This window comes from Streptomyces echinatus (assembly GCF_014203595.1).
Lineage (GTDB): Bacteria > Actinomycetota > Actinomycetes > Streptomycetales > Streptomycetaceae > Streptomyces > Streptomyces echinatus.
On record NZ_JACHJK010000008.1, the window covers coordinates 328,741 to 342,254 of the forward strand.

Genomic DNA, 13,514 nt, shown 5'->3' on the forward strand with positions numbered 1-13,514 from the left:
ATGACAATCCCAGACGAACCTGACAATTCGGGAAAGGGAGGGTGCGGCACGTGCGATCGATATGGAACGGCGCCATCTCCTTCGGCCTCGTCAGCATCCCGATCAAACTGGTGAACGCCACCGAGAGCCACGCGATCTCCTTCCGCCAGATCCACACCGAGGACAACGGCCGCATCCGCTACCGCAAGGTATGCGAACTGGAGGAGCGCGAGGTCAGCCAGGCCGAGATCGGCAAGGCGTACGAGGACGCCGACGGCACGATCATCCCGATCACCGACGAGGACCTCTCCCACCTGCCCATTCCCACCGCCCGCACCATCGAGATCGTGGCCTTCGTGCCGGCCGACCGCATCGATCCGCTCCAGATGGGCGCGGCGTACTACCTCGCGGCGAGCGGAGCCCCCGCCGCCAAGCCGTACACCCTCCTGCGCGAGGCCCTCAAGCGCAGCAACAAGGTCGCCATCGCCAAGTACGCGCTGCGCGGCCGGGAGCGCCTCGGCATGCTGCGGGTGGTCGGCGAGGCCATCGCCATGCACGGCCTGCTGTGGCCGGACGAGGTGCGGGCCCCCGAGGGCCTGGCCCCCGACACCCACGTCACCATCCGCGACAAGGAACTCGACCTCGCGGACGCCCTGATGGACACCCTCGGCGAGGTCGATCTGGAGGACCTGCACGACGAGTACCGGGAGGCGCTGGAGGAGGTCATCGCGGCGAAGGCCTCGGGCGAGGCCCCGCCCGAGACGCCGGAGCCCGCCGCCGGCGGCAAGGTGCTGGACCTGATGGCCGCGCTGGAGAGCAGCGTACGGGCGGCCCGGGAGTCGCGCGGGGCCTCCGGTGAGGAGGCCGAGGTCAGACAGTTGCCCCAAGGGCGTTCCGCGCCGAAGGAGACGGGCGGCAAGAAGTCCACGTCCGCGTCCGCCAAGAAGACGGCGGCGGCGAAGAAGACGGCGCCTGCGCGCAAGTCGACGTCCAGGGCGGCGGAGGGGGCCAAGAAGACGACGGCCGCGAAGTCGACCGCGACGAGATCGACGGCGAAGAGCGCGACGGCGAGGAGTACGGCCACGAGGAGCGGGGCGGCGAAGAGCGCGGGGACGAAGGGTGCCGAGGCGAAGGGCGCCGAGGCGAAGAAGGCGGCGGCGAAGAAGACGGCGTCACGCAAGCGGTCGGCCTGAGAACGCCGCCCCGACCTCACCCGACCCCGGCCCATCTCCCCTCGGCCCACCCCGCCTGAACGCCGGCCCAGCCCGCGTCGGCCGGCGTCGGGGCTGGGTGGTGAATCGGAGCAGGGGCTGGTGCCGGGCGCTGACCTGGCGCGGTACTGGTGCCGGGGGCGCGTGGGCCCGCGCCTGCGCCGGACGGTCACCCGAGAGGCTGCGCCGGTTCCCGCCGGCTCAGCAGCACCAGCACACCCCCGGCCACGGCCATCCCCGCCAGCGCCGTACCGAAGACCGTCGCCCCCGCCGTCAGCCCTACCGCGTCGCTCACATAGCCCGCGGTGACCGGAAGGATCCCCGCGGGAAGGTAACCCCCCACGTTCAGCGCCGCGTTGGCCTCGGCGAGCCGCCCCGCCGGCACCGTCGAGTTCAGCAGTGACAGGCCGCCCAGCTGGCCCATGCCCTGCCCGGCCCCGGCCAGCAGCGCGGCGCCGGCCAGGGCGGGCACCGAGCCGGTGTGCACGGCGGTGACGAGCGCGAGCATGCCGAGGACGGTGGCGCCGGCGCCGGCGACCAGCACTGTGCGGCGCTGCAGCCCCCGCACAGCGAACTGCACGCCGGTCGCGCAGAGGAACATCGTGAACGCCAGCGCCCCGGAGACGATCCGGCTGTCCGTGCCCAGCAGACCGGAGAGCAGTGAGGGTCCGAGCGACAGCACGAAGGACGTGGCGGTGATGCCGGGGGCGAACACGGCGACACCGAGGGCGAGCTGCCGTCCGGCACCGCGCGGCACACCCGGCACCCGTATCCAGGCGCCGGTTCCGGCACCGGCCCGGGCGGGACGCCGTACCGGCATCCGGAGCACCACCGCGACGGCCGTGACCAGCAGAACCGCCTCCACCGCGAACACCGTGACCGTGGGCCCGGGCAGCGTCTCGGACAGCACGCCGGCGAGCAGCGGCCCCACGCCCGCGCCGAACACCATCGCGCAGGAGGCGAGCAGCGCCGCGAGCCGGCGTCGGGCCGGCCCCGCCACGTCCGTCACCGCGGCCATGCCGGCCGAGACCACGGCACCGACGGCGACACCGGTGCACAGCCGGGCGACGATCAGCGCGGCCACGCCGCCGGCGGTCGCGAAGACCAGACAGGCCACGAGGGCGAGCCCCAGCGCGGGCAGCAGCACGGGCTTGCGGCCGAGCCGGTCCGAGACGACGCCGGAGACCAGCAGGGAGACGAGCAGCCCCGCGATGTAGCAGGCGAAGACCACGGTCAGGGTGCCCCTGCTGAATCCCATCTCGCGCTGCCACAGGACATAGAGCGGGGTGGCGGCGTTGGACAGCACGAACACCGCCGTCACGGGCCAGGCGGCGAGCCAGACCCAGCGGACGGGCACCTCACCGCCTCCCACGCCGTGCGCCGACCCCACGGCGCGCACCTCGGCCGTCGTCTCCGTCATGACACAGTCCTCCCCGAGACATAAGTACGACTGGACTCGTACTTGTACGTGTGGAGTCGAACTTAGCACGTAGTACGATCAGACTCGTACAGGAATCGGGAGAGGGAGCCGCAGTTGCCCGCGCAGAAGAGCGAAGAGCCCCAGCGAACCGAAGCGAGCCTTGCGGAGGCCGGCACGGGAACCGGTACGGAAACGACCGCCGGACTCGCCCCGGAAGTCACGACAGGGGCCGGAGTCACCGGGGCGACCGGAGCGGCCGGAGTCACCGGGACGACCGGAGCGGCCGAAGTCACTGGACCGGCCGGAGTCACCGGGACGACCGGCGGACGAGCCGATATCAAGATGCTGCCGGAGCCACCCGGCCTGCCCGCCCCCCTCCCCGAGCCGGCCGTCTCCGAACTACGCCTGGAGACGGTGCTGGGCGCGCTCAGCGACCCACTGCGGCTGGGGATCGTCCGCAAGCTGCTCCTGGAGGCGGAGGCGTTCGACCACACCTGCGGCTGGTTCGGCCTGGACCGCCCCAAGTCCTCGCTGACCCATCACTTCAAGGCGCTGCGCGAGGCGGGCATCACCCGGCAGCGCCAGTACGGTCTGGAACGCCGCAGCCACGTCCGGGTGGCCGACCTGAACGCCCGCTTCCCTGGCCTGCTGGACCTGGTGGCCGCGTGGACCCCACCGACCACCGACTGACCGGCCACCCACCCGGCTCCAGCCCCTGAGAACCCGAAGAAACCGTCCCACGACCTACGCCGGGCCGCACCGGACGAGAACTGACCGACACATCCCACCCCCCGGAAGCCCACCGGACGAGCCCGATCCCGAACCCACTGCCCGCACTTGCCCCGCTACCCCCGCCCCCACCGGAGGCGCCCGCCCCACCACTCCGCTGCCGTCCCCCGCGGCTACATCCCACCCCCCCCCCACGATCCACTCCGAATGCGGGCGGAGGGGCGATCCCCGATCATCGCCCTCCTGGCCATCGTCCAGTCCTTCGACCCCGCCCTCGTCCCCATGGCCACGATCTGCCTCCTGCTGATGGCGGCGGGCCTCGGCACGGCCAGCGGCTCGGTGTTCGCCCCGGTCGCCCGGGTCACCCCCAGCCCCAGGTCGGCAGCGTCACAGGCATCGTCGGCGCGATGGGAAGCCTCGGCGGCTTCGTCCCGCCCCTGGTGATGGGAGCCGTCTACAGCGCCAAGTCCTCCTACTCCATCGGCTTCATGCTGCCCTCCGACCTGGCCCTGGCGGGCTGCGTGCCTCGCAGACAACCGGCTCACCCACCCCGGACAACGACGACACCGTCCGAGACCTGACTACTGATCCCACGGGGCCCGGAGTAGCCGCAGCAGTAACACCCCCGAACGCGCCGAACCACATGCCCACCAGCGCTCCACCGCCGCGGCCGCCCACGCCAACTGAGGATTGCCGCGCTCGGGTTGCAGGGCTGACGGACCTGCTGTTCGCCTCGTACCACCCGTACGGCGACGTGAGGTGCCCTCAGTCGGCCCATTCCTTCCGCGGCCGAACCTCCTACCCCCACACAGCAGTAGATCGAGGACGGACCCAAGGGCCGAGCCCTTCTCACTGCAGAAGGGCCGCGGGGCCGCCCATCTACCGCCGTGCCAAAGAGGCAGATGATCGTGGCGCACAGCGACGAGCTGAGGATGTCGACGTGATGCAGCACAGGAACAGATTTCACCCGAGTCGCCAAGCGCACCCGCGACAGCGCTCAGATCCCGCTGACGCGCCACGCTAGGTGCCTCGACGCAGGGCACGCTCCCGCCGGCCGCGGTCGCCCGGAAATCTGTCTGCGGAATGAGCTCACTGAGCGGGGAAGGTGAGCCGCAGAACGATCTCGCCGTCGTCGATGTCCCCGGTGGGCTCGAACCCGAACTTCTGGTAGAAGGGCCACGGTTCGCCGTCACCGGGATCGTAGCTGGTCAGCAACTCGGTGGCACCGTCCGCGCGCACCAGGGCGGCGATCTGCGTGAGCGTCTCCCGGCCGATCCCTCGCCGCTGGTGCCGCTTGTCGACGAGGAGGCGCCAGATGAAGTGGCGCCCTTGGTAAGGACCAGCCGGCGGCTTCCACGACAACATGACGAAACCGACTGGCTCGTCACCCAGGTACACGGCGCGGTACCAGGGATTGGTCTCCGGTTTCCGTGCCGCCTCCTTGAGCGACTTGGACACGGAGGCGACGAACCGCTTCTGTTCACGCCGGACACGGAGGGCACGGACGGCATCCCGGTTGTCGTCGGTGATCTCCCGCAACTGCACGCCTGGGGACCGCATGCCACACCCCTTCCAGCATCGGGCGGCCACACCACCCGAACCGATGCGAAGAACCACCGCCCTCCGGCAGCCGCAGGGAAGTCAGCCCGGCCGTCTTCGCAGCGTATTCGACGCAGCGCACCCGAAACGAAGCCTCAGCGTTTCCGCTGATGACGGGGTCTTTGCGCACCTCATGCAAGGTGCTCCGGCAGGATTCAAACCTGCGCGCGCCCTGCCCCGGGACCTGGGCCCGCACTGGCTGACCTGCTTCGAGGTGGCCTGCCTGGACGACGTGCTGGACCGTCTCGCCCGCCTGCTCCAGCGCCCCCGCTGACGTCCCGGCCTCTAGATGGTGGCCAGCCGTTGAAGGTGCCGGCCGGCATGCGTACGACCGCGGGTGCACCGGCTGGCCGACTCCATCGGCAGCGGCGGCATGGGCCGGGTGGTGCGGGACGCAGGGACGTACGCCGTGGCCTCAGGAGCCGGTCCGCTTCTCGATCCGCTCCAGGGCCTGCCCCAGGTATTGGGCGAAGCGCGGGTGGTTCTCGCTCATCGGGAAGTGGCCGATCTCCTTCATCTCGATGAACTCTGCTCCGCGGATGGCCTCTGCGGTCCGGCGCCCGTCCTCGGGGGTGGTGAGGTAGTCGTACTCGCCGGTCAGCATGATCACGGGACACCGGTCGCCGTCGATGTCGTCCAACCGGTCCCTCAGATCGTGGTCGACGGAGTAGAAGTACAGGTCGCCCTTGAACGCCTCCGATCCCTGGGTGTAGTAGAACCAGGTGGCCCAGCGGTCCTGCTCCGGGGACTGCGGTGCCATGAGGTCCCACACACCGCTGGCGCACACCTGGGCGGCATTGGCGTGGGGATGCTGCCACCAGTCGAGGTAGAAGCCGGGTGAGTAGTCCGCGCCCTCGACGGGGATCACTGCTTTGAACCGGTCCGGGTGCCGCAGGGCGAGTTGCAGGGCCACGTTCCCCCCGAACGACGACCCCATGAAGATCGGGTCCTGCAGTTCGAGGGCGTCGCAGAAGGCGACGATGAACGACGTGAAGTGGTCCGCGGTGAGCCGGTACTCCTCCTTCCACCACTCCTGGTTCGACGGCGGGTCCGACTTGCCGTGCCGGGGGAGGTCGTAGGCGATCACCCGGTAGCGGCCAGTGATCTCATCGTCCTCGAGGAGGCCCCGCCACTGGTGGTTGTGGCAGCCCGCGGTGTGCTGGCACACCAGAGGCGTGCCCTGCCCGTTCTCCAGGTAGAAGACTTTGTACTGCGCGTCCTCAACGTCGATGGTGACGTAGTGGCCGGTGACCGGGGAGATCCTGCCGCTGACCATGGGGAGCTCCTATGTCTCACGAGAGGATGGGGCGGGCTCGGCCTCGTCCGCCAGCCCGAGGGGGCCCGTGACGCGCAGCAGCTCCAGCTGCCGGGTCACGCAGCGCAGGTTCTGCATGAGCACGAGCAGGTCGCCCTCCAGGCGCATGCCCCGCCGGAACGTGGCCGCCCAGATGCCGTGGCACATCGGCGGGGGCGTCTCCTGGCAGAAACCCTGCCATGTCTCCGCGTCCGCGCGGATCGCGAAGTCGTAGGCCGCCAACGGCTCGGGGTCGGTGACCAGTTCCTCCACCTTTCCCTTGTGCATCCGCACGAGGAACCGGTGGGGGGCCATGTCCAGCAGGAAGCTGCACGAGTAGTACGTGCCGTGAGCCCGCAGTTCCGGGTCGTCGTCCGTGAGCCGGCGGAACTCCTCCGCCGCGTCGGTCGTCGTCGCTGATGTCATGTGCCACCTCGAGACGTGTCGCCGCTGCCGTACACCGGGGCACCGGCACGGTGACCGGCCGGTCGCCGGACGGCGCGGCCGGCGACCGCTTCCCGGCCTCGCTCCTTCCAGCCTGGGCGTCCTGTCGGCCACCTGCAATCCGGGTGCGCGCCCGCCCCGGAGCCGTCGCATGGCGCAGTGACGACGCCGGGAATCCTCTCCTCGGGGTGAGCGGGGTCCCGGCTCACTGCCGGGGAGGCGACGGGAACGCGTACTCGGCCCGGACGGTCCTGCCCGGTCCGTCCGGGCGCGCGTGCCAGGACCAGCGGGCCGCGAGGTGCGACACCAGGAGCAGCCCGCGGCCGGCCTCCTCGGCGCCGGCGACGCCCTCCGGAAACGCGGTTCGGTGGGGAAGGCGTTCGGTGTGCGGGTGTCGGTCACCTCGGCGCGCACGACCCGGCCGCCGGGCGCGGCGTGGAGGCGGAGGTGGAAGTCCCGGCCGGGGACGTGCCCGTGCTGCACGGCGTTCGCGGTGAGCTCCGCGACGATCAGCACGATCGCGTCGTGGGGACCGGTGCCGCACGGGATGCCCCACGCGTCTAGCCGGACGGCCGCCTGGCGGCGGGCGAGACGGGCTCCGCGGGGCGTGGAGGTGAAGCACATCGCGAAGGAACGGTCCGGCTCCGGGGCGAGGGTGAGCGCGGCGCTCAACGGTGTGTCGGCCATGGCGGCCCGGCCGCCGCTCCATACGCCTGACTAGGTGTGCCGGAGGTGTGTCGCGCACACTGAGAGACAACGAGAGAGAGCAGGATCCAGTGAGACTGGTTCCCGCTCTCTCATGTCGGCATTCGTCCTGGTCAGGGCCTGATTCAGGCTGGCTGACCGGCGAGTGCCCCCGGCAGGATTCGAACCTGCGCACACGGCTCCGGAGCACAATCAGAGTTGAGCTTGCAAATGGCCTCCGACCAGCAGGTTCCTTGATCGCGGGAACCGTGCGGTGCCCTCCTGTATCGCAGATAGTGCGTATAGCCGGGAAGGGGGTTTGTAGTGGGGTCGCGGCGCCCCCTCGTGAAGGCAGAGCAGATCAGAAGTCGCCTCCGGCTCCTACGCCCATTGAGAGGTCGGCTTTGCCGACGGGCTGTACCACCTACGGGGGTGGTACAGCCGTCTGTGACCGGACAGCCCGGACACTGGCACTAAGCCTTGGCCTAAGCAGCTCGTGGGCTGGCACCATCAGGGTTCTCTTGGAACCACTTGCGAGGAGCCCCTGATGGCCTTCCAGTTCGACGGCTACATGCTGAGCATCAAGCCCGCCCGGCAAGTGCTGACGCTCATACCGGGCTGGGGTGTGCACCGCCTCACGTTTTTCTTCGAGGCTGGCGGGACGGGCGACATCCCCGAGTGGCAGGCGCACCAGCTGTCGGGTGAGCTTTGGGTGAACGACATGGGGAACGCCGGGTGGCTGGGCCCGCTGGTGCAGCGGTGGCCGATGGAAGCGCACCCCGAGGGCCGGAACATCAGCTTCGACGTTGTGTTGACCGATGCGCAGATATCGGGCCTGGAGAAGGCCCGAAGGGGCCGGGAGTTGGAGCTGCGTGTGGACCTGACCGCAGTGCAACTCGGCGCCGTCGCAGGCTGGCCTGCCCGCACGGATCAGCTGACCGTCCCGATCTCGCACGAGGAGTGGGCGAAGACTCTTGCCCAACTCGACGTGGGTGCGTTCGTTGACGTACTGGTTCCAATTACAGAGGTGGAGGGCAGGGTCACTGCCGCGCGGCGTCTACGGGAGGCCAAGAATCTGATCGGCGCGGGCAGATTCGAGGAGGCCGTTGGCAAGGCCCGGCTGGCGTTGGACGCTGTGCGGGAGGCCTGCGACACCGTGAACGTGGTGAGGAACCTGCCTTCTGCGCAGCAGCGGTCCCAGGAACAGAGGTGGGGGGTGCTGATTCAGAGCGCCTACCAGCTGTTCAGCGGGGCACAGCACGACGATTCGGGGACCACGGAGCACTTCACGTGGACTCGGGCGGACGCGATAGCGGCAGTGGCGACGGCGGCCGGGCTGCTGGCCCGTCTGGAAGACCTACCGTAGCGGGGCCGGCCCCGCGTGCTGCTTCTCCACGCGGGCGCCTCTACTTATCGTGGCGCGAGGGCATCCTCAGGGCGTCTGTTGCTGCCCCTGCCGGCCGATGAGTCGCAGATGGTTGGGCGTCACTGCACAGCTGACGGCAAAGTCGAACGCCGCGTCCGGGAAGACGGCGGGGCGGCCTGCTGGCACCCTCAGAGGCACCGTGCGTTTGGCCGCTGGTGCCGACTCGACGAGCGTAGCTGCCAACCCGTGGAGTCAACTTCTCCCCATCAGGCCGCAAATCCTGCGAACATGTAACCCGCTCTGAGGGGAGATCAGATGGTGGATCCGGCGGTCATCGGTGCGGTGGGGCGGGTAGCGGCGGCAGCGGTGCAGAGGTCGTCTGCCCCGGTTCGCGCTGAGGGCATGACTGCTAAGGAATGGGCCGAAGAGATAGACGAGAGGGGCGGTCTGCTCCTCGGCGGCCTGGCCCTCGCCGCCACGTCCTACGCCGGCGCCCCGTGGATCGTCGCGGTATGCGCCGCGGCGGGTGCCTTCATTGGTCTCCTGCCGCATGAATCCGAGCACCGACGTGACGTGTGGCGGGATTGGCTCCGTCATCGCGAGCGCGTGGCGCGTCTGCGTATCACCGCCGCACAAGCCCGGCCCCGCCCCACGAGGGCGCGGGATCATCAACACGAACGGTCCAGCCGACCGCTCTAGATGCCTGACAGCTGTCCCCCGACGGGTGACGTGCCGGGCGCAGTCAGAGGGGATGATGCCGCTGACGCCGACGGGTCAGCGGCCCGTCTTCTCTCCGATCCACCGTTCAAGCACTGCCCGCTCCACCTGAATAGACATCGTCGAATTCACGGAACCGACTCCCGGATGCGTTCCTCGATCGCAGGGTCGTCCGCGATTGGCTTCGGTAGCTGGGTTCTTTCATCGAGCAACGCCTTCGTTACCTGCGCAAGGGTCAATCCGCCGGCTGTGCGGAGATCCACTTCGTACAGAGCGGTGATGCTGAGGTTTGCCTCGAGGAGGTAGGCACGATCGAAGATCGCCCCATGAAACTCAGCCAGGGTGAGGTTGGCCTTACAAAGATAGGCCCGGGTGAAGTTCGCCTTGTCAACGATCTCGCCTCCCGGGCGCAGATACGCAGCCACCCTGGTTAGATTCGCATCCTCGAATTGAGCCCCGGTACAGTCCGCTCCGAGGAGACGGGCTCCGGTGAGATTCGCCTTGTTGAGTCTGGCGCCAGTCAGGTTCGCGCGCGTGAGGTTGGCCCCGGCGAGGATCACACCGTCGAGGTAGGCGTTAGTGAGAGTTGAGGCCGCCAGCTGAGTGTCGGTGAGATCCGCATCGTTGCAGACGATGCCAGAAAGGTCGGCCCCGGTCAGATCAGCGCCTTGGAGATGCAGACCGCTGAGGTCGATCCTCGATGGTTGGTCGACATAGCGGCGGGAGCTAGGGCGGGTCAATGCCGTGAGCGCCGCTTGGACATCCTCATCGGGACGGTTGGGGAGTGGTGCTACCACGGGGTACGGGCCGCGATCTCGGACTGGACTGCTCGCTCGGCCGGGCGCGCGATCACGGATGAAGGCGCCGAGCACTCGGGCGGCGTGCATGGCCTGCTCCGGCGCGTCATGGAGGATTTGCTCCAGGGCGAGGACGCCGCCGATACGAACGTACAGATGCTCTGAGCCGAGTCGCTCCAGAGCCTTGGTGAACCGGTCTGTGACCTGTCCTCGGTGGTTCAAGCGGTAAGTGCGGGCGGTGTACAGCAACGCAATGCCAGCACCTACGGCAGCCACCGTCTGGACTGCCGCCGTCCGGAACCCGGTGATGAGGGCGGCGGCGGCTGGGTTGATGTCGCTGCGTGGAAGGTACTTGCCGTCGAACCACCAAGGTCCTCGCCAGATGATCAGGGGAAGGCCTACGACTACTGCAAGGCATAGGACGGGCAGGAGGGCCCGGGTTGCCCACAGAGGTGCTCCACGAAGCGTCTCTCGCATGCGCATGGTTCATCACAACGTGGGGTTCGGCCGCAGTCGCGATGGCACGCGGTCCGCTCAACCACGAAGACCCGTGCAGGCTACGTCGAACAGGCACACCACGCGCGTTTTGCCCGACCCCAATCCTGGCGTCTCCGCCAAGGCGCCGATAGGAACCCACATCGGCGTGCGAGGGGACCACCTGGGCGCAGGCCGCCGCGGTCGCCAGCGCCACCGAGCCGGAGGCCTTCGGCGAGCGCATACGCCGCAAGGCCAAGCGGCTTGCCGACGAACATCGGCGGCGTACTGGCTGCGTTAATTCATTTTCGCGCCGTCTGGAAACTCCAGTCTGACTTCGCGATCTTACTGCGGACTGACTGAGAACGGGTACGGCCACGGCGTGATCACCGATTGGGGGGTGGACAAACGAAGATCGTGAGGTGGCCTGCCGGCGGGAGATGTTCGACCAGGCCATGGCCTGCTAATGCGACTTGCGGCGGGCGTCCCATGCCACGTAAGCGACATGCAACTCCTCGAAGACGCGGACTGCTTCGTCCTGGGAGGCGGGGATTAGACGCACATCGGGGTCACCCCCAGCAGCGCTAGTGCGGATTTGTTCCGTCGACACCCGAGACCCTTCTGATCGGGTGGTCTCGGCCGTGGCGAACACATGCCAGGTGCCGTAACCGTTCTCCTCGTCGTTCAAATCGTCGAACTCCGTGCCCTCCCACATGCGACCCTCGAAGCTCCTGACGTACCGGCCGATGTCGTAACCGAGGTGGTAATAGGTACCGGCCTTGAGCTGCGCAGCATCCGTGATGGGCTTTCCGGTTTTGCTCCAGAGTCGCTCCAGCGCCCGTGCGTCGCCATCGGCGGCGGCCTCACGGAGCTGCTCAACGCTTGGGCGGCTGGCTTCTGCGCGCTGGCGTGCCGCCTCTCTGCCCTCTGGAGTGGCGTGGGGGAAGGTGACCGGCAAGCCGAGCTCGTTCTCGATGCGCCCAAGTTCCTCTTGCACAAGGACCGTGATCATCAAGTCGTTCGCGGGAACCCCAGGATCGAACCGCCACGTGAACCGCGGGCCGTGGGGCCCCTTGGCGACCTGATAGGTGACGCCGCGCCCGTCCTTCAGAAGGTCGACGTGGCGGCTGAAGCCGATCAGATGACGCGGAATTGCTGATTTGGCTCCCCGTGAAGCGCCTCCCTCACGCCATTCCTTGGTCTCTTTGAGTGCGAAAGCCGGGAGGGCGAAGAAGGTAAAGAAAGCGGTGATCAGCCCCAAGAATGACGTCGTCGGGAGGAATGGGATCGGGGCGAAGAATAGGATGCCCCAGAAAGTCCACGCACTTATGAGGATCAGTGTGGTGCGGGCGAATTTCTTCACGTTCGCCTTTCTTTGCTGTGCAGCGGGCACATGCGGGGTGGCCTAGACCTCGCACCGGTCCGGCGTGGGTGTATCAAGAGACGCAGTTTCACGGTTCGAGCACGACCCCTGCAAGTCCTTCACAGGGCTGCACTCCCGCGCGTGGACGCCGTCGCCGGACGGCTGCCCGCCACTACGACTGGGGCTGGATCCACATCGGCACGTACGAACACCGCCACATGGCGCCGCCCACCTCTTCCATGAGGGCGTTCGGCACGCGACGTCGTCGGGGGCGCCCTACGTGCGAGGAGCGCGTGAGCGTGTCGGAGGTGTGTCGCGTGTATCGCAGATAGTGCGTGAACACTGAGAGATAACGAGAAAGAGCGGGAGTCAGTGAGACTGACTCCCGCTCTCTCGAGTCGGCATTCGCGCTGGTCAGAGCTTGATTTTTGCTGGCTGACTGGCGAGTGCCCCCGGCAGGATTCGAACCTGCGCACACGGCTCCGGAGGCCGTTGCTCTATCCCCTGAGCTACGGGGGCGTGTCGGGCGCTGAGCTTCTCGCTCGCGGCGACGGGTAGAACACTAGCAGGTCCGGCGGGGTGATCAGGAACGTGTTTCGCGGCTGGGGGGATGAGTGGGTTCCCGGTGCGGGATGAGCGGGACCCCGGTGCGGGGTGGGTGGGTCGCCAGCAAGGGGGGCGGCGGGTCGCCGGGGCGGGGGTGGTGGGTCGCCTGTACGGGGTGGAAGTGGGGAAAACCCGGACGCGGTGGCCGGTCCGGACCTACTCTCGAGTTGTGCCAGGCGCTTCGGGTCGGGTGCTTGTTGTGGACGACAACAAGGTCATCCGGCAGCTGATCAGGGTCAACCTCGAGCTGGAAGGGCTGGAGGTCGTGACCGCGGCCGATGGTGCCGAGTGTCTGGACGTGGTGCACCAGGTGCGCCCGGACGTCGTGACGCTCGATGTCGTCATGCCCCGGCTGGACGGGCTGCGCACCGCCGCCCGGCTTCGGGCCGACCCCCGTACCCGCCACCTGCCCCTCGCCATCATCAGCGCGTGTACGCAGTACGAGGTCGAGACCGGCCTCGATGTCGGCGTGGACGCCTTTCTCGCCAAGCCCTTCGAACCCGCCGAGCTCGTACGGCTCGTGACCCACCTCATCGAGCGGAAGAACGGGCATGGGCGGTCCGGGGTGTCAGGGGGAGACCGGCCACGGGGAGAGAGCCGTGGTGGAGAAGGGCATGGCGGAGAAGGGCCTGACGGGGACGGGCGTGGGGGAGACGGTGGCGGAGAAGGTCGGGGTGGGGGTGAGGGCGGGGATGACGAGGGCGTCGACAGCGAGGTCGGCTGGGGCGAGCGTTCACCTCGTCGCGGTGGCCTCCCCGGCCAAGGGATCCCGTCCGGTCATGAGGGTGGCTTCGGCTTCTCCGGGCACGGGCAGGGAAGCCTTCCCGGCCA

The 13,514-nt window shown here is 68.6% G+C and carries 10 protein-coding genes, 1 tRNA gene and 2 pseudogenes; 6 read left to right on the forward strand and 7 right to left on the reverse strand.

Annotation, left to right across the window (positions count from 1 at the left end):
- The first annotated feature begins 50 nt into the window (after positions 1–50).
- Positions 51–1,172, forward strand: a complete 1,122-nt coding sequence (gene ku, locus FHS34_RS23720; RefSeq protein WP_184968680.1) for a non-homologous end joining protein Ku — start codon at positions 51–53, stop codon at positions 1,170–1,172.
- Between the two features lie 187 nt (positions 1,173–1,359).
- On the opposite strand, the gene FHS34_RS23725 is transcribed toward ku, so the two are convergent.
- Positions 1,360–2,610, reverse strand: coding sequence for an MFS transporter (locus FHS34_RS23725; protein WP_184968682.1), 1,251 nt, complete (start codon positions 2,608–2,610; stop codon positions 1,360–1,362).
- A 342-nt stretch (positions 2,611–2,952) separates the two neighbouring features.
- Between FHS34_RS23725 and FHS34_RS23730 the strand changes: the two genes are divergently transcribed.
- Both FHS34_RS23730 and FHS34_RS23735 read left to right on the forward strand, forming a co-directional pair.
- Positions 2,953–3,300, forward strand: a complete 348-nt coding sequence (locus FHS34_RS23730) for an ArsR/SmtB family transcription factor (RefSeq protein WP_184968684.1) — start codon at positions 2,953–2,955, stop codon at positions 3,298–3,300.
- Between the two features lie 270 nt (positions 3,301–3,570).
- A pseudogene (locus FHS34_RS23735) lies at positions 3,571–3,920 on the forward strand (hypothetical protein); the annotation flags it as partial.
- Positions 3,921–4,428: 508 nt separating this feature from the next.
- Here FHS34_RS23735 and FHS34_RS23740 read toward each other — a convergent pair.
- Complete coding sequence (locus FHS34_RS23740; RefSeq protein ID WP_221509322.1) at positions 4,429–4,899, reverse strand: GNAT family N-acetyltransferase; 471 nt, start codon at positions 4,897–4,899, stop codon at positions 4,429–4,431.
- Between the two features lie 172 nt (positions 4,900–5,071).
- Between FHS34_RS23740 and FHS34_RS23745 the strand changes: the two genes are divergently transcribed.
- Positions 5,072–5,212 carry a hypothetical protein gene (locus tag FHS34_RS23745; protein ID WP_184968686.1) on the forward strand — a complete coding sequence of 47 codons (141 nt, stop codon included), beginning with the start codon at positions 5,072–5,074 and terminating at the stop codon, positions 5,210–5,212.
- A 141-nt stretch (positions 5,213–5,353) separates the two neighbouring features.
- Here FHS34_RS23745 and FHS34_RS23750 read toward each other — a convergent pair whose 3' ends face one another.
- On the reverse strand, positions 5,354–6,214 hold the full coding sequence (locus tag FHS34_RS23750) for an alpha/beta fold hydrolase (RefSeq protein WP_184968688.1): 861 nt from the start codon (positions 6,212–6,214) through the stop codon (positions 5,354–5,356).
- Between the two features lie 9 nt (positions 6,215–6,223).
- Entirely contained in the window at positions 6,224–6,658 is a 435-nt protein-coding gene (locus FHS34_RS23755; RefSeq protein ID WP_184968690.1) for a hypothetical protein, read from the reverse strand.
- 1,249 nt (positions 6,659–7,907) lie between these two features.
- Here FHS34_RS23755 and FHS34_RS23760 point away from each other — a divergent pair.
- Positions 7,908–8,726 (forward strand): PleD family two-component system response regulator, encoded by an 819-nt coding sequence (locus tag FHS34_RS23760; protein WP_184968693.1) that lies wholly within the window; start codon positions 7,908–7,910, stop codon positions 8,724–8,726.
- An 845-nt stretch (positions 8,727–9,571) separates the two neighbouring features.
- On the opposite strand, the gene FHS34_RS23765 is transcribed toward FHS34_RS23760, so the two are convergent.
- The 3 genes from FHS34_RS23765 to FHS34_RS23775 all read right to left on the reverse strand — a co-directional run bounded on the left by FHS34_RS23765 (position 9,572) and on the right by FHS34_RS23775 (position 12,596).
- On the reverse strand, positions 9,572–10,717 hold the full coding sequence (locus FHS34_RS23765; RefSeq protein ID WP_184968695.1) for a pentapeptide repeat-containing protein: 1,146 nt from the start codon (positions 10,715–10,717) through the stop codon (positions 9,572–9,574).
- 460 nt (positions 10,718–11,177) lie between these two features.
- The gene (locus FHS34_RS23770) at positions 11,178–12,077 is read right to left on the reverse strand and encodes a hypothetical protein (RefSeq protein WP_184968697.1); all 900 of its coding nucleotides are present in this window, start codon (positions 12,075–12,077) and stop codon (positions 11,178–11,180) included.
- 447 nt (positions 12,078–12,524) lie between these two features.
- Positions 12,525–12,596: transfer RNA gene (locus FHS34_RS23775), tRNA-Arg, on the reverse strand.
- 208 nt (positions 12,597–12,804) lie between these two features.
- Here FHS34_RS23775 and FHS34_RS23780 point away from each other — a divergent pair.
- Positions 12,805–13,320: pseudogene (locus FHS34_RS23780) on the forward strand (response regulator); the annotation flags it as partial.
- Positions 13,321–13,514 lie beyond the last annotated feature (194 nt).

Bases quoted from the DNA above. Each gene is read 5' to 3' on its own strand.
- FHS34_RS23745 (WP_184968686.1), top strand. From the start codon at position 5,072: ATGCAAGGTGCTCCGGCAGGATTCAAACCTGCGCGCGCCCTGCCCCGG.
- FHS34_RS23760 (WP_184968693.1), top strand. From the start codon at position 7,908: ATGGCCTTCCAGTTCGACGGCTACATGCTGAGCATCAAGCCCGCCCGG.
- FHS34_RS23725 (WP_184968682.1), bottom strand. From the start codon at position 2,610: ATGACGGAGACGACGGCCGAGGTGCGCGCCGTGGGGTCGGCGCACGGC.
- FHS34_RS23750 (WP_184968688.1), bottom strand. From the start codon at position 6,214: ATGGTCAGCGGCAGGATCTCCCCGGTCACCGGCCACTACGTCACCATC.
- FHS34_RS23765 (WP_184968695.1), bottom strand. From the start codon at position 10,717: ATGCGAGAGACGCTTCGTGGAGCACCTCTGTGGGCAACCCGGGCCCTC.
- FHS34_RS23755 (WP_184968690.1), bottom strand. From the start codon at position 6,658: ATGACATCAGCGACGACGACCGACGCGGCGGAGGAGTTCCGCCGGCTC.
- FHS34_RS23740 (WP_221509322.1), bottom strand. From the start codon at position 4,899: ATGCGGTCCCCAGGCGTGCAGTTGCGGGAGATCACCGACGACAACCGG.
- FHS34_RS23730 (WP_184968684.1), top strand. From the start codon at position 2,953: ATGCTGCCGGAGCCACCCGGCCTGCCCGCCCCCCTCCCCGAGCCGGCC.